We start from the raw sequence: 22701 nt of genomic DNA, 5'->3' as shown, positions 1-22701 counted from the left end.
TCGTCAAAAAATATCCCCGAAAACTATGTACACGCAACATTATAACAATTCAAGAAAAAAGTCACATAAGCCATTGATTAATAAAGATTATTTAATATGTTAATATTTATTTTTTATACATGATTTAACTAACTACCTATCACCTCTTTATAATTCAGGTTGTATTATTTTTTCTTAAAGATAGAGTATGCATAAATTTAAAATACGGGAGTGATTAATGAGCAACAAAAAAACTGTCACCGTTGTGCAATTGGATAACAGAGCAGATGTCCGCGCACAAAATATGATCGACTTAGCAAAGCACGTAAAAGAGAATAAAACGGATTTCCTTCTTTTGCCGGAAATGTGTTTCTTCGATTGGCTTGCGACAAAACATGATTGTGATCCTGCAAAATGGCAAGAAGCCATTAATGCGCATGATGCTGAAATTGCAAAGTTTAATGAACTTGGTGCGCCAGCAGTTATGGGGACACGCCCAACGTTAGAAGCCGATGGCCGTCATCAAAATCAGGCATACATCTGGACACCTGAAAACAAAGACCAAAATTTCCATGCAAAATGGAACCTACCCAATGAGGGCGGATATTGGGAAGCCAATTGGTACGACCGCGGCGATGGTATTTTTAACCCTGCCCGCGCAAACGGAATGATTTTGGGAGTACAAATTTGTACTGAAATGTGGTTCTTTGAACATTCACGTGAATATGGAAAACATAAAGTTGATTTGCTTTGTGTTCCGCGTGCAACGCCGCATGGATCAACAGAAAAATGGCTTGCGGGTGGACAAGCTGCTGCCGTCGTTTCAGGCGCATTTTGCCTGTCTTCAAATAGCTATACACCGGAAGGTTATAAAGCAGCCAATATTGGCGGCCTCAGTTGGATTGTATCACCAGAGGGTGATGTGCTTGCCACCACCGATCCGGATAACCCCTTTGCTAGCGTGGAAATTGATCTTGACGACGCGAAGGAAGCCAAAAGCACATATCCACGCTATGTGCATGATTAATTAAGCAAAGAACACATTCAATAAAATAAAGGCACAGGCAATGGGTGAGAGAAGCTTCATGGAAAATGACCATAGCTTCCAACCCATGTCTGTTTCTTTATAACCGAACTGTTCAAGCAGCGTTTTACGCGACAATAACCATCCGATAAAGATAGCAATAATCATTGCGTTAAACGGCAAGATAATAGCCGACACCAAGAAATTCAGAGTATCAAAGATATTCATTTCCGCGAGGAACGGAATAAAACCTAGCGGGCGTTCGTCCTGAAGAATATTAAATGATAGTGCCGCCAGCATACTTAGGAACCAACAAAAACTGCTGACCAAGATCACGCCTTTTTTACGTGATAATCCTTTTCCTTCTAGCACAGATACAATCGGTTCAATCATACTAATACCGGATGTAAATGATGCAAAAATAAGCAAAATGAAAAACAGCGAACCAATGATAATACCGCCTGTCATCTGACCAAATGCGATTGGCAGTGAGACAAAGATCAGCCCTGCGCCCTCGCTTGGTTCAAGACCATATTGAAATACAATCGGGAAAATAGCCAAGCCAGCGAAAATCGCAACAAGCGTATCGGAAACAGCGATAACCTTCGCAGTTTTTGGAATATTCACATCCTGCGGTAAATAGGCACCATACGTAATAAGTGCACCAGCACCAATCGCCAGAGAAAATAGCGCCTGGCCCAATGCATCAATCAAAACCCTGAAAGTAATTTTTGAAAAATCTGGTTCAAACAAAAATGTAAGCGCAGCCCCCGCATCACCGGTTGCCAGCGAGTAAATCGCCATCAGAACAAGAATAGCAAACAAAGCCGGCATCATAATACGAACTGTTGTTTCAAGCCCTTTTTTAACACCAAGCGCCACAACGATACCAAGAATGATCATGAAACCAGTATTAAGGCTTAACATATATGCCCAGCTATTTTGCAAAACAGAAAAATATTCGGTTGATTGATCGGCATTGATATTATTGAAAGACCCCATCAAGGTGCGAACAATAAAATCAAGGATCCAGCCTGTAACAACCGTATAAAAGCCCATGGTTACGAGCGGCAGACAAACACTGACCCAACCAATTGATTTCCAAAAAGGATGATGTCCTTTTTTCTGAAGATCTTCCATCGTGGCAACGGGGCTTTTGCCGCCCTGCCTCCCAAGAGCAAGTTCCCCCATCACAAGCGGAATACCAAGTGCGATTACAAATAATAGATAAACGATTACAAAAGCGCCGCCGCCTGATTGTCCCGCCAGATACGGAAAACGCCATATATTTCCAAGCCCCACTGCAGCCCCCACAGCCGCAAGTACAAAGGCGTATTCAGACGACCACCTTGGTGTTGATGATTGAGATTGCATTATCTTCCCCTTTTATATTTGACGCCATTTTTTCCACGCCTTTATGATTTTATACAATATACAGTTTAACCCCTGCATGATTGATTGCAAATATTTTAAACATTTAATTTCTTGTTATTCTATCTAACACAAATAATGCGCGCTTCAAAAAATTAAAGCACGCATTAAATTGTTTCATTATGATGATTATTTAAAAGTTAAGCGTAATATACCCTAAACCGGTTGCACTACCTGCTCCACTGCCCAGATTAGTATCGATATATTTTGCACCAATGGTAATTTGGTCAATATCATATGACAAACCTAGTGACCAATCGGTTTTATTTGTACCAAACGCACCATCCTCGTATGCGAAATATGCGCTTCCGGTTAAACCGGTATCAAGTATCGGCATGGAATAACTGGCAGAAAGATAAGTATTATCCTGACTTCCGATATTATTCTGACTTGGCGTATAATTAATACCCACCGTTAAACTTCCCACGGCCACTGGGAAAGTTGCAAACCCATACGCTTCAAAATAATTAGTTCCTGTACCACCTGGATAAATGTATTCCATTACACCCAAATTAAAAGAAACGTCATTTCCTGCATCGAAAACATACCCAGCCATTACATCCACTTCTGTATTGGCGCCGTTAAAATCAGATATATTTGATCCCCAAACGGTTACATAAAACCCAGAACTATGTTGTAAATTCAATGTGCCCTGAACCGCTGGATCCTTACTTGTTAATGATACCCCCCTAAAACGGTAATCACTTATACCACTTATATTCCCAGAAACTGTAAAGTCAGACATTTGCGCAATTGCTGTTTCCCCCATCATAATCAGCATCATCACCGTAGACGATATTTTTAGAAACCTAGACATGCAAACTCCTTTACTCTTAAATTTCAATTACTCCACCCCAATAAAAATCACTCCATCTATATTTTGTTTACTCCGGCAATAAATGTATCAATCGTGGTTTTTAGTGTTACTGTTTGATGAGCTATATCTTTTGAAGTGCTCATGACTTGCGAAGCAGCAGAGGCCGTTTCAGAAGCACCAGCAGCCACGCCGCTGATATTCTGACTAACATCTTCTGTGCCTTTAGATGCTTCTTGAACATTTCTTGATATTTCATTTGTAACGGCCTGTTGTTCTTCAACGGCGGAAGCAACAGAAGACGTCATGTTCGCCATTAAACTAACTGATGAGGAAATCTCTGACATGGCATCAGTAGCGTCTTTGACCTTTACTTGAATGTCTCTAATTTGCTCACTAATCTGATTTGTGGCCCCTGCTGTTTGTCCAGCTAATGATTTCACTTCTGATGCGACAACGGCGAAACCTTTACCAGCATCGCCAGCACGAGCCGCTTCAATAGTCGCATTCAATGCCAACAGGTTCGTTTGTTCAGCAATATCATTAATCAAGTTAATAATATCATTAATGGATTGCGAAGAACTCGATAAATCTTCCATAATTTTGGTTGTCATATCCGTTTTCTTGGATACTTCTTGTGTCGCCTCATTCGAACGCAACATTTGTTGACTAATTTCATTAACAGAGGCACTCATTTCTTCAGTGGCTGTTGCAACTGTCTGTACATTTGCTGACGCCTCTTCTGCAGCAGCGGCAACTGCTGAAGATTTAACTCCCGCATCATCCGCGACCGATGTCATTGCCTGTGCTGTTGCCTCTAGTTCTGTGGTTCCGGAAGTAACGCTCTGGATCATTGCCGTAACTTCAGAATTGAACGTGCTAACTAAATCCGCTAACGCATTTGCCCTTGCTTCAACGGCTGCGGCTTCTTCACGTTCTCTTTCGGCTTTCTGTCTTTCTTGTTCAGCAATAGCCTCTTTCTCTAGCTGCTCTCTCTCACGTTCAGCTTCTTCGGCGACACGCGCTTCTTCACGTAATCTTTCACCTTCTATCATGCTCAAACGAAATGTTTCGACAGCACGCCCAATATTACCCAATTCATCTTGACGTTGACGTGATGGCACCTCTACATCTGTTCGGTTTTCATTTGATAACACATCCATAACGTTAACAAGCGCGACGATTGGCTTTGTGATTGTTACTGAACCATAATATGCAACACCACCCAATATAATTGTCAGGCCGATTGCAATCATGATCATTGTGTTTCTCATGCTTACTACTGGTGCGTTGACTTCTTCTTCGTCAATTTCAGCGAGCAACGCCCATTTGACACCGTTAAAATCAATCCCTTGATAAGCCGATAACACATTGATGCCACGGTAATCCTCTACAATTTCAATACCTGATTGTCCGCCAATGGCATTTTGTGCGGTCACGCCATCAACACGCGTTTTAAGAATTGAGGTTTCACCTTCGTTTAAGAAACGACTATCAGAGCGCATCAAATAATCATCGCCAACAATGTAACTTTCACCAGATGTTCCCATTCCAGATGATTTCTGCATAATTTCATTAATTCGTGCTATTGGCATTTGAAAAGCAAGCACACCAATACGGTTGCCCATCAAATCAAATATCGGTGTTGAAATAAAACTCGCTGGCGCATTCGCACTTGGGGCATATGGCCTAAAATCATAAAAAGAAACTGCTTTTTCAGCAGCATTTCTTGAAGCCTTAAAAACATTAGCAAGGTCAGTGTCTTTCCATTCACCTGTGTTCATATTGGTTCCATAGTCAGCTTCTTTAAAAACTGAATAAATTAGATCACCATTAATATTGAACAAAAACACATCGTAATAACCACGATTTTGCTGCAATTCATGAAACCAAGGATGATATTTTACATGTGCAGCTGTATATGTTGAATCATCACCCGCATCATAAAGATCAGATAATTGTGATGTTAAGTATAAATCCCGTACTGTGCTTGATGCCCCCATCCCCAATTCCATCCAAGTAGAGGAAAAATCCTGAACAGCGGATATCGTGTTCAAATTTGAAGAAACCAGCAATAAATCTTCCTGAATTGCGCTTAAATATGATCGTAATTCAGACGTCCTACCGTCCAATACAGCAACCAGTTTACTCTCTGCTTGCGCATTAACTTCGTTCTTTGCTGAATTATAGGATGTTACGGTCACGATCAGGGCTGTGATCAGGACAATTATGATTGCTGAAACTGGAATTTTGATCGCCAGAGAGGCATTTTTTACATTTACTATCATCGGGTACCTTTTACTATAAATTAGGTTGCCCCCAATGACTGAACACTATAACTTACTGTAATTATTACTTTATCCCAGATATATTAAAAATTTATTAAACTGATTAATAATTTTCTTTTGCGTTATTCCCCCCATAAAGATGAATATTAAATATATTTATTTTTTCAGTTACTTACGATTTTTTCAAAAATTATTTTAAACATCATTTTTGGAACATTTTTTTGCCAAATTAACTCTGAAAAGCAATTTATGACGGGTAAAAAATTGACAATTTTGGATTAAAAATTGCTCAATAGATTTCAAATATTCATGTGTAAATTTTAGAGATATTTTCTCTCAATAAATGAATGAAAAATATCAATTTCGATGACATTTTTCTCAATATATTCGAATTTACAAAAACTCTTCCACAACGAAGAACGGTTTAGGGAATATTAACCAATTATCAATATTAATTATAAAGTGTGTTAGTAGGTATCACCACAACATAAAGGAACAATATTGGGGTAACAGCATATAGTATAGAGTTGTAAATGAAATTATGTGTCCAAGTTAACCCCTTAAAAGTTGCTATAACTTTAGTGACGTGGTTTATCTTGTTTTTCATTTATACACACAGTATCGCACAAGAAACAAAAGCCCCTGACCCCGAAACAGTTCAACTTGCAAATGAATTTATTACAGATGTTCAAGAACTGCTTGAATACGATCTTATCCATAGCATAGAGAATGACGAAGCAAATATACTTGGCGATAATACCCCGGAAGATTTAGAAAGAATTTTCAGTGTAGCAGAATTTTATTTCAACCTTGAAATCCAAGAAAAATTAACCAAATACGCCGAAATGCTACTTGAAAAGGCGTCACTGCAAAATCATGCTACCTACATCAGGGTTGCACACATTTTAAAACTCTACAGCATTAGCCTAGATGGAAACTATAGTAATGCGTTTGCAGAAATTGAAATACATCTAGAAGAAGCAGAGGCGGAAGAAGACACTCTTTCAATGGTAATCGCATATCAGGCGTTAATGGGCCTCGCTCCTTTGATCGGTGAAGAATATAGCGCTTTGCTTTATGCAGAAAAAGCAAAAGAACTTGTTCACCTTACACCGTTTCAACACAGATTAGAGTTACATCATTATAATGCATTAACATATATATATGCGGAACTGCGCGATCCCAAAAATTCAATTTTGGCCGCGATCGAAAGCTTAAATATTATCCGTAACCATCAAATCCCCACCGATATCGCAACCCTTATTTATAACATCGGTATTGCGTTACAGGATGAGGAACTATTTGCGCTTTCAAGAGATTATTTAACAATTCTTTCTGATTTTTATATCCAAAGCGGTCAGGAAATATGAATTTATATTCATATTACGGTATTGCGATGAATTATAGCCAACTGAATGAATATGAGAAATCAGCGGAATATATTGAAAAGGCATTGGTTTATGCTGACACCGACATGATATTTGAAATTTGGTCACTGCAATTAGGCGCACTCGTATTACCGGAAATTGGCGAAGTTGATAAAGCCGTTTTATACAGAGAGAGAATAGACCAAATCATAAATCAAAACCCCAGCATCGAAGAAGCTTTCTGGGTTAACATGAATTTAGAAATTGATGCGAAAATTGCATTTGCACAAGGCAAATATCAAGAGGCCTATCAATTATTATATGATTACCACATTGCAAAAACCCGTAGTTTAATGAATGCTACGTCAAATGACGTGCAAACACTGCAGACTAATTTCGAAGCATCCATGCAAATCGAAAGAATTCAAAGAGAAGCAAATCTTGAAAAACAGTCATTACAATTTCAACAAATGATACTGATCATTTTTGCAATTTCAATTATTCTTATGCTGGTTATTCTTGTCCTTATTATGCAACGCCGCGCAGCGCAAAAATTAAGAGAAAGCAAACAAATCGCGGAAGACGCCAATCAATCGAAAACAGAATTCCTTGCGAATATGAGCCATGAAATTCGCACCCCATTGAATGCTGTTATTGGCTATGCGGAAGCGCTCGAGATGGGTGTTGGCGCTGATGATAAAGAAAAACGCAATGAATCATTAAAAATCATCGCTGATTCAGGGCGTAAGTTAAATAACCTGATCTCAGACATTCTTGATTTATCGAAAATGGAAGCGGGTAAAATCGAATTTAATCTTGAACCCGTTTGCCCGCATCATATCTTTTCTAAAAATATTCCGATAATAAAACCGCTCGCAAAACAAAAGAATATATCCTTCACCGTTAACGAAGAATGTAAGAAAAAAGTATTAGTCGATAAGAACAGACTGGATCAAATTATCCTTAATTTCATCACTAACGCGATTAAATATAATAAAGATAACGGTAGCTTTGAATTTGGCTGTGTGGAAACCAACAATCACCACATGAGAATTTATGTCAAAGATAGCGGCATAGGCATCCCCCAAGATAAAGAAAAACTGCTTTTCACTGCTTTTGACAGGGTCGACCCGAGCAGCATCACCAGCACAGGTATAGGACTTGGTTTATTTATCTGTAAAAAACTAACTGGATCTATGGGCGGTAAAATCGGTTACAAAACAGAATTAGGTACAGGCACCACATTCTGGGTCGAATTCCCGATCGTAGAAGAAAATTAAGCCCAATTTATCAAGTTATAAAAAAATAGAAAACGTAAAAGTAAAGTTAGAGAGAAAATTCTTCAATTCATTTTTTTATTGAAAACTTTCTTCAATAATTTTTACGGGAACCAATATATGTTCATATATCATTTTCTGAGCCATCTCTTGATCACGCTCTAGTACAGCCTTAACAATATCCTTGTGCTCTGAGATGTTTGAATCAAATGCATCCTCTTGGCGAACATTTTCCTTTAACCATAAATTTCTATATCTTGTGGCTTTCTCATAGAGTGATTGTCGTACCTCTAATAATATCGAAGATCCACACCCATTAACAATCGCATTATGAAATTCATGATGTAACTCTTCCCACTCTTCTATTGAAATTTCTTCCAATTGGCTAATATTACCATATTTGAATAAGCGATGAGCCGCCGCAACTATACCTGCTTCCCATACATCATCCCCTCTTTTAATAGCCAGCTCAACTAAAACCCGCTCAAGGCATGCTCTAGCCTCGTAAATATCCTTGAGCTGCGCGAGCGATACAGGGCTAACTCTAAATCCTCGCATATTTTCAGTTGTGACTAAGCCTTCCGCTAAAAGCTGCGACAGTGCCTCCCTGATAGGACTTGCTCCTACTTGGTAATTTTCCCGTAGCTTTGACAAGATCAATTTGCCACCAGGTAGATACCTTCCATTAAGGATATCATTCTTAAGCAAATCATATACTTGCGATACTAAATTATAGTTTCCATTCTTCATAATGCGCATATTAATACCTGTTTATAAAAAGCGCAATTCTATTGACATTTTTTCTTTTTATCGATAATTATTCTTTTCATCGATAATATTGAAAGAAACGAAATCATGAGCGCAATGAAATGGAAATCAGCCCCGTGGGATGATGTATTGCTTTTGGAAGAAAGCCTTAACGAGGAAGAACGCATGATCCGCGATCAGGCAAAAGCCTTTTGCCAATCGGAACTTATGCCCGGCATTCTTGAAGCAAACCGTCATGAAAAATTTGACCGCGATATCCTGACCAAGATGGGTGAAATGGGTTTTCTGGGCCCTACCATCGATGGCTATGATTGTGCGGGTGTTGGATATGTTTCATATGGCCTTATTGCGCGTGAGGTGGAAAGCGTTGACAGTGGATACCGCAGTGCCATGTCCGTTCAAAGCTCGCTCGTGATGTATCCGATCTATGCTTATGGTTCCGAAGAACAAAAGCAAAAATATCTACCGAAACTTGCAACCGCAGAACTTATCGGTTGTTTTGGGCTTACCGAACCCAATTCAGGATCTGATCCTGCAAGCATGCAAACACGTGCCAAATCCGTTGATGGTGGTTATTTACTATCCGGTACAAAAATGTGGATTACAAACAGCCCAATCGCCGACGTATTTGTTGTATGGGGTAAAAATGATGATGGTGTTGTTCGCGGTTTCATCCTTGAAAAAGGAATGAAAGGATTAAGCGCACCAAAAATCGAAGGTAAATTTTCACTGCGTGCATCCGATACCGGTGAAATTGTTATGGATGATGTGTTTGTTCCAGAAGAAAATATGCTTCCAAATGTTGAAGGAATGAAGGGGCCGCTGGGTTGCCTTTCTAACGCGAGATACGGCATTGCATGGGGTGCGCTTGGTGCTGCAGAATTTTGCTGGCATGCTGCACGTCAATATACCCTTGACCGTAAACAATTTGGAAAACCACTGGCCGCTAATCAGTTAATCCAGAAAAAGTTAGCGGATATGCAGACGGAAATTACACTGGGTCTTCATGGATGCTTGCAAGCAGGTCGCCTGATGGACAAGAAAATATTATCACCAGACGCCATTTCATTACTGAAAAGAAATAATTGCGGTAAAGCATTGGATATCGCCCGCACAGCGCGTGATATGCATGGCGGTAACGGTATTGCCGATGAATTTCATGTTATTCGTCACGCCATGAACCTTGAAGCGGTTAATACATACGAAGGCACCCATGATGTCCATGCACTCATTCTTGGTCGCTTACAAACAGGTCTTAACGCTTTCTAGTAATGGCAGGTCCCCTATCCCATATTAAAGTATTGGACCTAAGCCGGGTTTTGGCCGGCCCATGGTCGACGCAGATGCTCGGTGATATGGGGGCGGACGTGATAAAAATCGAACGCCCCGGTGTTGGTGATGATACTCGGACGTGGGGACCGCCTTTTATGAAGAACGAAGATGGCAGTGATGGTGATGCTGCCTATTTTCACTGTACCAACCGCAATAAATCATCACGCGCCATTGATATAACAACGCCCGCCGGACAGGACGAGATTAAAGCGCTCGCTGAAGAATGCGATATTCTGGTTGAAAATTATAAAGTCGGTGGCCTTAAAAAATATGGCCTTGATTATGATAACCTTTCTAAAGTCAATCCTGGGTTGATTTATTGTTCAATCACAGGATTTGGGCAAACGGGTCCTTATGCAAACCGTGCCGGGTATGATTTCATGATCCAAGCCATGGGCGGCATGATGAGCATCACGGGCGATAGTGATGAAAATGGTGGCGGTCCGCAAAAAGTTGGCGTTGCCATTGCCGATGTTATGACAGGTATGTATGCAACGATTGGTATTTTGGGTGCCCTTGCCCACCGCGACAAAACCGGCGAAGGACAATATATTGATTTAGCGTTGCTGGACACCCAAATTGCCATGCTTGCCAATCATACATCAAATTACCTGATGAGCGGCAATGTCCCAAAACGCCATGGCAATGAACATGTCAGCATTGTTCCCTATCAAACGTTCAAAACAAGTGATGGTGATATGGTGCTGGCGGTTGGCAATGATAGCCAGTTTGAAAAATTCAGCGCGCTTGTTGGTGAAAACTGGGCAGATGATGCCAATTATAAAACCAACGCCGAACGTGTTAAAAACCGAAAATCATTAATTCCATTAATCGCAGATAAAATCATTCAGAAATCCACAAAAGAATGGGTCAGTTTATTTGAACAACATGGCGTACCTTGCGGACCCGTCAATAATATTGCTGAAATTTTATCTGATCCGCATGTGAAAGAACGTGGCGTACTTGAAACCATTAAAGATGAAAATGGCAACGATGTTCCCATCATTGCCAACCCGATTAAATATTCAAAAACACCAATGGAATATAAAAAGGCACCACCAAAACGGCCAGATTAAAGCATTGTTTAACAGATAACAGCCAATTCCCGATTATATTTCCAACTTGCACTGCTGAAAAATGATTGTAATTATTTACATATGAATAAAAACAACCTCTTAGTGATTTTACCTATTTTCGCCGCAAGCTGGTTTTTGGTGACCTTAGTTTGGGGTGGGATAATTTATGAAAATTATAATCACTCATCCCAGTTCATAAGCGAACTTGGTGCAACGGGTGCTGTTACAGGTCCATTTGTTAATTATCTTGGCTTTATTCCCACGCAAATGTTTATCCTGATTTTTATTGTTCTTTGCACCAAAATAATACCGAAAAACAAATATAATATACTCGGTATGTCTTTCTTGGTGCTTTACACATTATCCCTTACGGTCGCCGCAGTTTTCCCTTGTGATTTTGAATGTAGACCAGCTTCACCTACACTTTCTCATAATATCCATATTGTCTCAGCCCTCCCCGGTTATTTAGGCGGAGCGGCGGCAATATTTCTTATTTCCTTGGGATTAGATAATTGGGCCCCATCCAAATTTTTTAAAAATTTAGGAATTACACTAGGTATGGTGCTCTTACTGTGTTTTACAAATTTAGATCCGAATTCCCAATGGGTAGGACTAATTCAACGTATACTTGAAGCATCAATTTTTATCTGGCTGATCTTACTCGGCAAACACATTAAAACGTATTGTGATGATCTCCAAAAGAACGAAGCAGTTAACTAAAGCCGAAAATTTAATAATTTCCCATAAAAAAAAGCGCCTCAGGCAAATACCATTGGCGCTTGTTTTAGTACCGAATGTGGTGACCCCTACGGGACTCGAACCCGTGTTTCAGCCGTGAAAGGGCCGCGTCCTAACCGCTAGACGAAGGGGCCTCCGTGATCGGTGTGGGTGGTTTCTAACCCTTCAGGCGGTCTTGGTCAATAGCTTTTTTGTAATAAATAATACTTTTTTTTGGTTTTTTTAAAAAACCGCAGAAATCAAGCCTATTCCGACGCATCATCAATGAAAATTTCTGCGCTTGTGCGGCCATTCCAATGATTATTTCTGATGGTGCCTGCAATTTTTATCGCTTTGCCACGAGAATCTATCAAAAAACGCCCAAGTGGTTTATCGGCACTTCTAAATGCCATTGCCTTAACGGTTGATCCATCGCCCCCCTTAAGTGTGCATTTCACATGATCTTTGCCAACAATATCCACATAACTGACAAAACAATCAGAAAAAGCAAAACGCGGTCCTGCATTCCCCTGCCCGTATGGTCCGATCTGATCAAGTTGATTTACAAGTGTTGGATCCACTGCAGAAAGTGACAACGCACCATCCAGTTTCAGTGACATCGTTGCCACCGCTTCATCAATTTTACTTTTAAGTCGGGATGTTAAAAACTCTTCTAAATCATCCAGCATTTCTTTACGCATGCTAAGTCCTGCTGCCATGGCATGTCCACCACCGGCGGTTAGGATTTCCGCTTGCCTTGCGGCGGTAATGGCCGAACCAAGATCAACACCGTAAATGGACCTGCCGGATCCTTTAGCGTCACCATGCTCATCGATGGCGATCACGATGGTCGGTCTGCCGAAATGTTCTTTTAACCTTCCGGCGACAATACCAATTACACCCGGATGCCATCCATTTCCAGCGGCAATAATCACGGGTGGAACAACACCACCTGGGCCAATTTTTGCAGTGACCTGATCCATCGCATCTTCAAGAACCATTGCTTCGATCGCCTGACGTTCCGCGTTATAAGTATTCAGTTCTGACGATATACGGATCGCCTCTTCTTCGTTATCGGTACTTAATAGAATGGTACCAGCTTCCGATCTGCCAACACGGCCGCCTGCATTCACACGTGGCCCAAGTAGAAAACCTGCGTGGTAAGTGCCCGGTTCTTCTGAAATACCCGCCACATCACTTAATGCTTTCAATCCTTGATTGCCACGTGCTGCCATAATCTTAAGCCCTTGAGCCACAAGTGCACGATTAACGCCCGTTAATGGCACCACATCACAGATGGTCCCTAAGGCCACGAGATCAAGCCACTGGATAATTTTTGGCTCTTCAATTGCTTGATCCTTATACCAGCCACGGTTCCTAAGTTCCCGGTTAATCCCGACAATGGTGATAAAGCTAACACCAATCGCGGCAAGTTGCCCGTATCCCGGTTCTTCATCAAGTCTGTTTGGATTAACGACTGCGACTGCATCTGGAAGCTTGGCTTCCGCCTGATGGTGGTCAACCACAATCATATCAAGTCCGGCATTTGTAGCGGCGGCAAGAGGTTCAAATGAAACAATGCCACAATCAACTGTAATCACGAGCTTATGTCCGGCGGCTTTTAATTCAAGCAGTGCTTTTGTATTTGGGCCGTACCCCTCTTCCATCCTATCGGGAATATAAGCTGTAATGTCCTGTCCGATGGATTTGAAGAAACGCTTGAATATTGCCGATGATGTTGCGCCGTCCACATCATAATCGCCGAAAACAGCAACCTTTTCACCCGCCATAATCGCATCAGCAATACGTGCGCATGCTTTATCCATATCCTTAAATATTGATGGATCAGGTAGTTGTTCTCGTAATGTGGGATTTAGAAATATTTCCGCATTTTCCACGGAAATGCCGCGTCCAACAACGACGCGGGCAACAATTTCAGGCAGATTATGGTTTTGCGCGATCGCCTGTATAAAACGAGGCTCGGCAGGACGTGACACCCACGCCCTGCCGGTAATTGAATTTTCCACAGCAAGAACCAGTTCCCGGTCTGCTATGGTTTGCGCATCATCACTCATTTACGAAAGTTTGATGGCGCGGTCATGTTCTGTTTGAATACGACGTACAGTTTTTGACGCAGAACGCATAACGATCGTTTCTGTTGTGTAACGCTTGCCGTCTTCTGATGTGTGAACACCGTGAAGAAGCGTACCGTCAGTCACACCCGTTGCCGCGAAAATCACATCGCCTGATGCCATTTCTTCTGTTGAATATTTACGGTCAAGATCCGTGATACCCCATTTGTTAGCACGACCACGTTCCGTATCATTACGGAATGTCAGGCGACCTTGAATTTGACCACCGATACAACGAAGTGCAGCAGCTGCAAGTACACCTTCTGGTGCGCCGCCAGAGCCCATGTAAATATCAACTGATGTTTTTGGGTTTGTTGTATCAATAACACCGGCAACATCACCGTCACCGATTAGTTTTACGCGTGCTCCGCATTCGCGAACTTCTTTAATGATTTGTTCGTGACGTGGACGGTCAAGAACACAAACAAGCATATCGCTTACTGGGCGGTTCTTTGCTTTGGCCACAGCCTTAACGTTATCAGCAACGGAATTATCAAGATCAACAACACCTTCCGGAAGACCAGGACCAACCGCGATTTTGTCCATATAAACATCCGGTGCGTTAAGTAGGTTTCCTTTTTCCGCAAGCGCCACAACAGCAAGTGAGTTTTGCATCGCTTTCGCAGCAATCGTTGTACCCTCAAGCGGATCAAGTGCGATATCGATTTCCGGGCCGTTTCCTGTACCTACTTCTTCACCGATGTAAAGCATTGGTGCTTCGTCGCGTTCACCTTCACCAATAACGATGCGGCCTTTGATATCAAGATCGTTAAATTCATTACGCATGGATTCAACGGCGGCTGCATCTGCGGCCTTCTCATCACCCATACCAACAAGTTTTGCTGCTGCGATTGCCGCTGCTTCTGTTACGCGTACTAGTTCAAGAACAAACACACGATCCAGTGTTGAATTAACTGCCATAATTATTTCCTATTTTTAATCTCTCTGGGGCGAATATAGCCCAATTTTATAATTTTTCAATTCTAATAGACATTGTCGGCTCCAATACAACCGACAATTCATCAATACGGTTTACAGCATCTTTTAACGCTGTTTCCGTTGTTTCATGGGTTGTGATAATGATATATACCCGCCCATCGTTTGATGCTGTTTTTTGCTTCATATCATTTACAGAAACACCAGCTGACTTAAGTTCATTTGTAATATCAGCAAGAACACCAGTATTATTATCAGCTAAAATTCTAACATAATATTCACCGCGGCGCTGATTAATTGAAACTGGTGATGCTTCAACCAGTTTTGATGCCGGTTTAAAGAATGCCGCACCTGTGTGGTTTCTTGCGATATCGATCAGGTCCGCCACAACCGCAGATGCCGTTGGCCCTTCACCTGCACCGCGCCCTTGATAGAATGTGCGGTCGATATAATCGCCATCAACCACCAATGCGTTAAAGCCGTCATTAACGCTTGCAATCGGAAGATCACGATCAATCATCACCGGATGCACACGTTGACTTAACGTACCATTTTCATATTTAGTCATACCAAGAAGCTTGATTTTTAAACCCATTTCTTTGGAATTTTCAATATCAATGCCTTGGATTTTACGGATGCCTTCGATATACACATTATCAAAATCCGTCTTGGTGCCAAACGCAACACTACTTAAAATCGCAAGCTTATGCGCCGCATCGATACCGTCCAGGTCAAGTGCTGGATCAGCTTCGAGGTATCCAAGTTCTGTTACCTCATCAAGGATTTCATCATAAGTCAAACCACGCTGTTCCATATGTGTCAGCATATAGTTCGTTGTACCGTTCATGATACCGTAAACTTGAGATAGTTTATTGGCTGCAAGGCCCTCGCCAATTGCTTTAATGATTGGAATACCGCCGGCAACGGCCGCTTCATAACGCATAGCAACATCATTTTCTTGTGCCATATCCGCAAGTAATGCACCGTGGTGAGCAACCATCGCTTTGTTTGCTGTCACAAGTGATTTTTTGTTTTTAAGGGCGTTTTTAGAAAGTGTAAATGCAATCCCTTCTTCACCGCCAATAAGTTCAACAACGATATCAACATTATCAAGATCAGCCATATCGGCCGCGTTATCAACCCATGTATAAGGTGAAAGATCAACACCGCGGTCCGCCGTTTTGCTGCGTGCTGATACTGCGGTAATTTGAATTTCACGACCGGCACGGTCCTTGATCATTTCTTTATGTTCTTCAAGAATTTTAACGACGCCAACGCCAACATTACCAAGTCCCGCGACGGCTACCTTAAGAGGGTCACTCACTTTTTTATTCCTTAATTTTTGTTTCTAATATTTGATTTAAATATTCATCACTGTTTTTCAAAAATTGCTTCATATTACGCATCGCTTGCCTGATGCGATGCTCATTTTCCACAAGCGCAATACGCACATGCCCATCGCCATATTCACCAAAACCAATTCCCGGCGCAACGGCGACTTTCGCATGGCTTAATAGTGCTTTTGAAAATTCGTTTGATCCAACCTGTTCCCATCCATCCGGAAGTGGCACCCATGCAAACATGGTTGCTTCGGGTGATGGGATTTCCCAGCCGGAACCTTCCATTCCACTGACAAGTACATCACGGCGGCTTTTATATGTATTTCTTGCGAAATCAATACAGTCCTGTGGTCCATTAAGGGCCGCAGTTGCCGCCACCTGTATCGGGGTAAAAGCACCATAATCCACATATGATTTCATACGTGTTAGCGCACCGATAAGTTTTTTATTACCAACAGCAAAACCCATACGCCAACCAGCCATGGAATATGTCTTACTCATGGATGTAAATTCAACAGCGATATCACGGGCGCCTTCGATCTCTAATATCGAAGGTGGTGGATTATCACCATAATAAATTTCTGCATACGCCAAATCAGAAAGAATAAAGATTTCGTGCTTTTTGCAATAAGCCACGACCTCTTTATAAAAATCCAGATCGACCACTTCTGCTGTTGGGTTTGACGGATAATTAATCACAAGCGCAAGCGGTTTTGGAATGCTGTGTTTTACCGCCTGGTCAAGCATTTCCATAAAATCATGGTCTTCAGTTGTCGGCAGGTGACGCATAGTCGCGCCGGCAATGATAAATCCAAAATGATGGATCGGATAACTTGGGTTCGGGACCAAGATCACATCACCCGGCGCGGTTATTGCCTGCGCCAAGTTTGCTAGTCCTTCTTTTGATCCAAGTGTCGCGATAATTTCCGTTTCCGGATCAAGCGTCACATTAAAGCGGCGCTCGTAATAAGCGGCCATTGCTTTACGTAGACCGTGAATTCCTTTTGAGACGGAATAACGATGCGCTTTTGGGTCTTTCATGGTTTCCGTGACCTTATCCATCACATGTTGAGGTGGCATCAAATCAGGATTTCCCATACCGAAATCAATGATATCTTCCCCGGCCGCTCGCGCCTTTGCCTTCATGGCATTAACTTCGGCAAAAACATAGGGGGGTAATCTTTTTATTCGGTAAAATTCGTTGTCCATCGTTCTTCTCTGATTTTTATATTACGACAATAATCAGCGTAACATATTTCGCGCCCCCTAATAACAGCAAAATCCCGTTCATGGAACAGGATTCTGCATTAGAATGGCTAAAAATTTAGGTTTTTCAGTGATTAACTGAATTGCGCAATAATTTGCGAGACAAACACAATCGCAATCGCAATCGGACAAAGATATTTGATCACCGTATATAGAAGGTCCAGATGGCTTTCATTTTCACCGAATGCTTCAATAACATTTTGCTTCTTAATAACCCAGCCAACAAAAACAGCAGTCAGCAATCCACCAAGCGGCAGACCGATTTGGTTCACATACCAATCAAAGCTATCCAATAGTCCTAACCCCGCGATTTTCACATGCGCCAGAATATTACTTGAGAATACAGAAAGCATACCAACAGTGAAGATCGCACCTGTTACAATCGATGCCGATTTACCACGTGACATATCATAAAATTTGTTCAGATAAACAACCATCTGTTCCATCAGCGCAAGCAAGGTCGTAAAGCCCGCAATCGCCAGCAATGTGAAGAACCCAGCACCAACCAAGCCACCGTATTCAAGCTGGCCAAAAGCAACCGTCATTGTGTTGAAAACAAGCGCAGAACCAACATTCGGTTCCATGCCAAACCCAAATACAATTGGGAAAATGGAAAGACCCGCAAACACCGCAACACATGTATCCGCAATACAAATGATAAATGCTGATTTCACAATGGATGTTTCCTGCGGTAAGTAAGCACCAAAAGTCAGCATAATACCAAGCGCCACACCGATTGAGAAAAACGCCTGACCAAGCGCGCTAACAACCACACTCAAGGTTACTTTAGAAAAATCAGGTTCAAATAGGAACGCCGCACCCGCAGCAAAATCACCAATGAATGCCGCCATCACAATAAGTGACAATAGTAAGAAGAAGAAAATCGGCATTGCAATCGATGTCATTCTTTCGATACCATCATTCAGCTTATGAGAGAGAATAAACGCACATACGATCATGAAAAACGCATGCCAGAATGTTAGTTTTAACGGGCTACTGGAATAACTCGCGTATAATTCCACCGATCCTTCCGGCGTGATACCAGAAAAACTACCCATCACGGCTTCATAGGCATAAGCCGCTGTGGTCCCGGCAATAACGCTATAATATGAACACAAGATAAAAGATGAAAAGGCAATAAACCAACCGATGTATTTCCAGTTTTGAGATTTACCTTCCATTCTGGCAACATGGCCAAAGTTTGTTACCGCGCCCTGCTTGCCATAACGGCCAAGCATTGTTTCCGCTGCAAGAAGCGGGAAACCGATAATGATAACAAAGCCAACATAGATAATAACAAATGCGGCACCGCCATTTTCGCCAGCTTCAAATGGAAAACGCCAGATGTTACCAAGGCCAATCGCCCCGCCAACCGCGGCGAGCAGGAAACCCGTGCGGGATTTCCATTGGCTCTTCATTTCATGTTGAGTACTAATTGCCATGTTCAATTACCTTCCCTGTTAATTACTCAGCAGCTTGTTTTGCTGCTTCAATGCGTGCTGCATGTGCTTCTTTTGTTAGTTTGAAAATTTCAGGACTGTTCAAAAGCAAGATTATTAAATTCGGTGCTGCCATCAAACCAAGTGACGCAAGACCAAATGCCCAGATTGTTGAAAATTCACCAACGCAGCCAAGAAATACAACAGCGACACTAGAAAGTCTGAACATCAGTTTATATTTCTCATTACTTAAGAACACACCTGCGCGTTCCACATAAAGGCTCCATGCAATAATCGTTGTGAACGAGAATATCAGCTGACCAACAATAACAACATATCCACCGCCAGGAATACCCGCAGCAAAAGCTTGTGACGTTAATGTCGCACCAGCATTGCCATCATCACCGAATAGCCATGCTGACTGAACAACCCCGCCCATTTCAATCTGTACCGTTAAAATAATCAGCGATGTAAATGTACAAATGATAATCGTATCAATCACTGTACCAAGCATCGCAATTTCACCCTGACGGATCGGTTCTTTTGTCTCGGACGACGCATGGGCAATCGCCGCACTGCCGGTTCCTGCCTCGTTAGAATAAAGGCCACGCGACACACCTTGCTGGATTGCCGCCGCAATTGCCGCGCCAGCAAAACCACCGACGGCCGCCGTACCATTAAACGCGCCATCAAAAATTAATCCGAAAGCTTGTGGGATTTGACCAGCATTCATAATCAGAATACCCGTACCAAACAACAGATATAAAATGCTCATTGTTGGAACGGTGATTTCAGCCATACGAGCGATGGATTGAAGACCACCAATGATTACGCCAAACACAAGAATTGACAAACCAACCGCAGTAACCCAGTTGTTGACACCAAAGTTTTCATTTAAGACAACTGAAATCGCGTTCGCCTGAACCATATGTCCTGTAGCAAGGCCAGCAATTACCATCATAATTGCATATGCAACCCCAAGAATCGCACCGATTTTACCAAGACTGATTTTACCGTAATACATCGGCCCACCGATCAACATACCTTCTTCATTACGGGTTCTGTATTTAATCGCCATAATGGCTTCAGCATATTTGGTTGCCATACCGCAAAGTGCCGTCATCCACATCCAGAAAATTGCGCCCGGTCCACCAATTAGAATGGCCGATGCCACACCAATGATATTTCCCGCACCAATTGTTCCGGAAAGAGCTGTCATCAACGACTGCAGCGGCGTAATACCATCGTGCTCTTCGGTATGTGTCATTGATTGTTTGCTAAATAATAATTGGAAACCTGCTTTTAAGCGCCTTACCGGCATAAATTTTAGGCCAATCGTAAGATATACCCCTGTCCCCAATAAAAGCGCCAACATTATTGGCCCCCATACAATAGCGTTTAGTTGAGCGGCAAGGGCCGCTAAATTCGCTTCCATTTTCTCATCCCATCAATTTTGTGTTTTAATATTTTTATTTTTTTGCTGATTTTAAAGAGATTGTCGCTTAAAGCAACGGAAAATATTATCGTTTGACTTCTGGGCCATTTGCTGCTCTCCAGGCCTTCATTCCCCCTTCAAGCTGCACAGCATTTTTAAATCCATTTTTAAGCAATACTCTAACAGCCGGAATACTGCGATGCGCGCTTAAACAAATCGCTACAATGGGCTTATCCCCGTTCAAGTTCAAAGAACTAACTTTAGTGCTAAATTCACCGACTGGTACGTTAATTGCCCCTTTGATATGCCCGTCATTCCATTCTTTTGGTGTTCTAACATCCAACAAATGAACATCATCGCCAAATTCATCCATTAAACTTGATAATTTTTCTGTACTGATTTCAGGAACAGAACCAAACGGAACCCACCAAAAGAAGCTTTTTAACGACACTTATTCTTCCTTATTTATATTCTTCAAGATAATCTTTTGCAGTGCGAACATATTTCGCCGCCCCCTTGGATAAAGCGCGGTATTCACTTTCCCCCAGTTCGCGCACAAATTTCGCCGGTCGCCCCATCCACATTTCACCTTCACCAACGGTTTTACCGGGACTTAATAGTGAACCTGCAGCAAGCATACCGTTTTTCTTAATCAAGCTACCGTCCATTGTCATGGCACTAAAACCAATGAACCCTTCATCCTCAACCGTGGTGCCATGTACCATGGCCATATGACCGACAAGAACATCATTACCAAGGATGGTATCATTGCCGCCACTATCCACATGCAATACGCTGCCATCCTGAATATTTGTGCGGTCCCCAATACGGATTTTACCAACATCCCCACGCAATACACAATTAAACCAAATGCTGCTTTCTGAACCGATTACCACGTCACCGATAATACGTGCACCGGGTGCGATAAATGCATCATCTGCAACTTTTGGCCATATCCCTTTATAAGGATAAAGCATGCCGCCCCCATTTGCGATTTTACCGATCGTGTCATTCATTATTTTTCAAGCGCCTTTTTAAATGTTTCTTCGTCCACATTACCACCGCTAAGGACGATACACAATTTTTTGCCCTTCACATCGATTTTACCGTGAAGCACAGCAGCAAGGGCGACACTTGCGCCAGGCTCGACAACCAGTTTAAATTTTTCCCATGCATATTTCATTGCGGCTAAAGCCTCGTCATCCGTCACGGTAAGCACACCGGCAAGGTTATCGCTCATGATTTTATGGGTCATTGGTTCTGGGTGTACCGTCAGGATTGCATCACATATGGAACCGCCCGCACGTGGGTTATGTTCAATGTTGCCGCTTTCGATGGAACGTCTAACATCATCGAACCCTTCCGGCTCAACACCATAAATCTCGGTATCTGGGCTTAATGCCTTTACCGCAAGTGAACAGCCGGAAATAAGACCGCCGCCACCAACTGGGGTCATAAATAAATCTAACTTTACACCTGCCTCTTCGGCTTGCTTTACGGCTTCTAAACCTGCCGTACCTTGCCCGGAAATAATATAGAAATCCTCGAACGATGGCACAACAACTGAACCACGTTCCTCAGATATTTTATCGGCAATTTTTTCGCGGCTTTCATTTTCACGGTCATATGTAATAACCTCTGCCCCGTAATTCTTTGTATTTTGTAATTTCATCTTTGGACTGTCTTCCGGCATCACAATCACCGATGAAATCCCAAGTATCTTTGCTGATGCGGCAACCCCTTGTGCATGATTACCGGATGAATATGCAACAACACCGCGTTTCTTTTCATCATCATTCAAACGGGAAAGGCGGTTAAATGCCCCGCGAAATTTGAAAGCCCCAACCCGTTGCAAGCATTCAGGTTTGATATAAATTTCTGCATCCAGTTTTTCTGATAAATCCTCTGCTTTTAAGAAAGGTGTTTTAACGGCATAGCCATCAATTTGTTTTGCCGCGTCCAAGACATCATCAAAAGTCGGTAAATTCATATTTTGATACTCTGTTTGTTTTTAATTTTTTGAAACACTAAAGGATTCTTTAGCGGTTGTGAATGTTTTCTTGCGCATATCATCCCTTTT

19 protein-coding genes and 1 tRNA gene are annotated in these 22701 nt (G+C 42.0%); 6 read left to right on the top strand and 14 right to left on the bottom strand.

The annotated features are described in order from the left end of the window. Positions 1–217 precede the first annotated feature (217 nt). On the top strand, positions 218–1006 hold the full coding sequence (locus KW060_RS03800; protein WP_249035043.1) for a carbon-nitrogen hydrolase family protein: 789 nt from the start codon (positions 218–220) through the stop codon (positions 1004–1006). On the opposite strand, the gene KW060_RS03795 is transcribed toward KW060_RS03800, so the two are convergent. The 3 genes from KW060_RS03795 to KW060_RS03785 form a co-directional block, all read right to left on the bottom strand. Then, a complete protein-coding gene (locus KW060_RS03795; RefSeq protein WP_249035042.1) occupies positions 1007–2377 on the bottom strand; it encodes a sodium-dependent transporter in 1371 nt (456 codons plus the stop codon). Between the two features lie 190 nt (positions 2378–2567). Beyond that, positions 2568–3251: a TorF family putative porin gene (locus tag KW060_RS03790; protein ID WP_249035041.1), complete on the bottom strand. Its 684-nt coding sequence runs from the start codon at positions 3249–3251 to the stop codon at positions 2568–2570. A gap of 56 nt (positions 3252–3307) precedes the next feature. Beyond that, positions 3308–5536 (bottom strand): methyl-accepting chemotaxis protein, encoded by a 2229-nt coding sequence (locus KW060_RS03785; protein WP_249035040.1) that lies wholly within the window; start codon positions 5534–5536, stop codon positions 3308–3310. Between the two features lie 533 nt (positions 5537–6069). Between KW060_RS03785 and KW060_RS03780 the strand changes: the two genes are divergently transcribed. Both KW060_RS03780 and KW060_RS03775 read left to right on the top strand, forming a co-directional pair. Further along, positions 6070–6906 (top strand): hypothetical protein, encoded by an 837-nt coding sequence (locus tag KW060_RS03780; RefSeq protein WP_249035039.1) that lies wholly within the window; start codon positions 6070–6072, stop codon positions 6904–6906. Further along, entirely contained in the window at positions 6903–8183 is a 1281-nt protein-coding gene (locus KW060_RS03775; protein WP_249035038.1) for a tetratricopeptide repeat-containing sensor histidine kinase, read from the top strand. The genes KW060_RS03780 and KW060_RS03775 overlap by 4 nt, the downstream gene beginning before the upstream one ends. A 75-nt stretch (positions 8184–8258) precedes the next feature. On the opposite strand, the gene csiR is transcribed toward KW060_RS03775, so the two are convergent. Further along, on the bottom strand, positions 8259–8939 hold the full coding sequence (gene csiR, locus KW060_RS03770) for a DNA-binding transcriptional regulator CsiR (RefSeq protein WP_249035037.1): 681 nt from the start codon (positions 8937–8939) through the stop codon (positions 8259–8261). A gap of 96 nt (positions 8940–9035) precedes the next feature. Here csiR and KW060_RS03765 point away from each other — a divergent pair, with 96 nt between their 5' ends. From KW060_RS03765 to KW060_RS03755, 3 genes are all read left to right on the top strand, one after another. Further along, a complete protein-coding gene (locus KW060_RS03765) occupies positions 9036–10217 on the top strand; it encodes an acyl-CoA dehydrogenase (protein WP_249035036.1) in 1182 nt (393 codons plus the stop codon). 2 nt (positions 10218–10219) lie between these two features. Next, the gene (locus tag KW060_RS03760) at positions 10220–11356 is read left to right on the top strand and encodes a CaiB/BaiF CoA transferase family protein (protein WP_249035035.1); all 1137 of its coding nucleotides are present in this window, start codon (positions 10220–10222) and stop codon (positions 11354–11356) included. A gap of 81 nt (positions 11357–11437) precedes the next feature. Further along, the gene (locus KW060_RS03755) at positions 11438–12076 is read left to right on the top strand and encodes a DUF998 domain-containing protein (RefSeq protein ID WP_249035034.1); all 639 of its coding nucleotides are present in this window, start codon (positions 11438–11440) and stop codon (positions 12074–12076) included. A 77-nt stretch (positions 12077–12153) separates the two neighbouring features. On the opposite strand, the gene KW060_RS03750 is transcribed toward KW060_RS03755, so the two are convergent. The 10 genes from KW060_RS03750 to KW060_RS03705 all read right to left on the bottom strand — a co-directional run bounded on the left by KW060_RS03750 (position 12154) and on the right by KW060_RS03705 (position 22611). Beyond that, positions 12154–12228 (bottom strand) — tRNA-Glu (locus KW060_RS03750). Positions 12229–12339: 111 nt separating this feature from the next. Continuing rightward, the gene (recJ, locus tag KW060_RS03745; protein ID WP_249035033.1) at positions 12340–14148 is read right to left on the bottom strand and encodes a single-stranded-DNA-specific exonuclease RecJ; all 1809 of its coding nucleotides are present in this window, start codon (positions 14146–14148) and stop codon (positions 12340–12342) included. Next, the gene (glpX, locus tag KW060_RS03740; protein ID WP_250646661.1) at positions 14149–15126 is read right to left on the bottom strand and encodes a class II fructose-bisphosphatase; all 978 of its coding nucleotides are present in this window, start codon (positions 15124–15126) and stop codon (positions 14149–14151) included. It abuts the gene before it with no gap. A 46-nt stretch (positions 15127–15172) separates the two neighbouring features. Beyond that, positions 15173–16465 (bottom strand): homoserine dehydrogenase, encoded by a 1293-nt coding sequence (locus KW060_RS03735; protein ID WP_249035032.1) that lies wholly within the window; start codon positions 16463–16465, stop codon positions 15173–15175. 4 nt (positions 16466–16469) lie between these two features. After that, positions 16470–17690: an LL-diaminopimelate aminotransferase gene (locus KW060_RS03730; protein WP_249035031.1), complete on the bottom strand. Its 1221-nt coding sequence runs from the start codon at positions 17688–17690 to the stop codon at positions 16470–16472. Between the two features lie 131 nt (positions 17691–17821). Beyond that, the gene (locus KW060_RS03725) at positions 17822–19189 is read right to left on the bottom strand and encodes a sodium-dependent transporter (RefSeq protein WP_249035030.1); all 1368 of its coding nucleotides are present in this window, start codon (positions 19187–19189) and stop codon (positions 17822–17824) included. A 22-nt stretch (positions 19190–19211) separates the two neighbouring features. Next, entirely contained in the window at positions 19212–20621 is a 1410-nt protein-coding gene (locus tag KW060_RS03720; protein ID WP_249035029.1) for an alanine/glycine:cation symporter family protein, read from the bottom strand. Between the two features lie 85 nt (positions 20622–20706). After that, positions 20707–21072, bottom strand: coding sequence for a rhodanese-like domain-containing protein (locus tag KW060_RS03715; protein ID WP_249035028.1), 366 nt, complete (start codon positions 21070–21072; stop codon positions 20707–20709). Positions 21073–21082: 10 nt separating this feature from the next. Further along, positions 21083–21637 carry a gamma carbonic anhydrase family protein gene (locus KW060_RS03710; RefSeq protein ID WP_249035027.1) on the bottom strand — a complete coding sequence of 185 codons (555 nt, stop codon included), beginning with the start codon at positions 21635–21637 and terminating at the stop codon, positions 21083–21085. Beyond that, a complete protein-coding gene (locus KW060_RS03705) occupies positions 21637–22611 on the bottom strand; it encodes a threonine ammonia-lyase (RefSeq protein WP_249035026.1) in 975 nt (324 codons plus the stop codon). The genes KW060_RS03710 and KW060_RS03705 overlap by 1 nt, the downstream gene beginning before the upstream one ends. Positions 22612–22701: the final 90 nt, after the last annotated feature.

Source organism: Pseudemcibacter aquimaris, assembly GCF_028869115.1.
GTDB lineage: Bacteria > Pseudomonadota > Alphaproteobacteria > Sphingomonadales > Emcibacteraceae > Pseudemcibacter > Pseudemcibacter aquimaris.
This window is presented reverse-complemented; position numbering and strand designations above follow the sequence as displayed.

What these genes read in the sequence shown, in the direction of transcription:
- KW060_RS03720 (WP_249035029.1), bottom strand. Translation starts at nt 20,621, where the DNA reads ATGGAAGCGAATTTAGCGGCCCTTGCCGCTCAACTAAACGCTATTGTA.
- KW060_RS03755 (WP_249035034.1), top strand. Translation starts at nt 11,438, where the DNA reads ATGAATAAAAACAACCTCTTAGTGATTTTACCTATTTTCGCCGCAAGC.
- KW060_RS03785 (WP_249035040.1), bottom strand. Translation starts at nt 5,536, where the DNA reads ATGATAGTAAATGTAAAAAATGCCTCTCTGGCGATCAAAATTCCAGTT.
- KW060_RS03710 (WP_249035027.1), bottom strand. Translation starts at nt 21,637, where the DNA reads ATGAATGACACGATCGGTAAAATCGCAAATGGGGGCGGCATGCTTTAT.
- KW060_RS03780 (WP_249035039.1), top strand. Translation starts at nt 6,070, where the DNA reads ATGAAATTATGTGTCCAAGTTAACCCCTTAAAAGTTGCTATAACTTTA.
- KW060_RS03730 (WP_249035031.1), bottom strand. Translation starts at nt 17,690, where the DNA reads ATGGACAACGAATTTTACCGAATAAAAAGATTACCCCCCTATGTTTTT.
- KW060_RS03765 (WP_249035036.1), top strand. Translation starts at nt 9,036, where the DNA reads ATGAGCGCAATGAAATGGAAATCAGCCCCGTGGGATGATGTATTGCTT.
- KW060_RS03705 (WP_249035026.1), bottom strand. Translation starts at nt 22,611, where the DNA reads ATGAATTTACCGACTTTTGATGATGTCTTGGACGCGGCAAAACAAATT.
- glpX (WP_250646661.1), bottom strand. Translation starts at nt 15,126, where the DNA reads ATGGCAGTTAATTCAACACTGGATCGTGTGTTTGTTCTTGAACTAGTA.
- KW060_RS03795 (WP_249035042.1), bottom strand. Translation starts at nt 2,377, where the DNA reads ATGCAATCTCAATCATCAACACCAAGGTGGTCGTCTGAATACGCCTTT.
- KW060_RS03790 (WP_249035041.1), bottom strand. Translation starts at nt 3,251, where the DNA reads ATGTCTAGGTTTCTAAAAATATCGTCTACGGTGATGATGCTGATTATG.
- KW060_RS03800 (WP_249035043.1), top strand. Translation starts at nt 218, where the DNA reads ATGAGCAACAAAAAAACTGTCACCGTTGTGCAATTGGATAACAGAGCA.
- KW060_RS03760 (WP_249035035.1), top strand. Translation starts at nt 10,220, where the DNA reads ATGGCAGGTCCCCTATCCCATATTAAAGTATTGGACCTAAGCCGGGTT.
- KW060_RS03725 (WP_249035030.1), bottom strand. Translation starts at nt 19,189, where the DNA reads ATGGCAATTAGTACTCAACATGAAATGAAGAGCCAATGGAAATCCCGC.
- recJ (WP_249035033.1), bottom strand. Translation starts at nt 14,148, where the DNA reads ATGAGTGATGATGCGCAAACCATAGCAGACCGGGAACTGGTTCTTGCT.
- KW060_RS03775 (WP_249035038.1), top strand. Translation starts at nt 6,903, where the DNA reads ATGAATTTATATTCATATTACGGTATTGCGATGAATTATAGCCAACTG.
- csiR (WP_249035037.1), bottom strand. Translation starts at nt 8,939, where the DNA reads ATGCGCATTATGAAGAATGGAAACTATAATTTAGTATCGCAAGTATAT.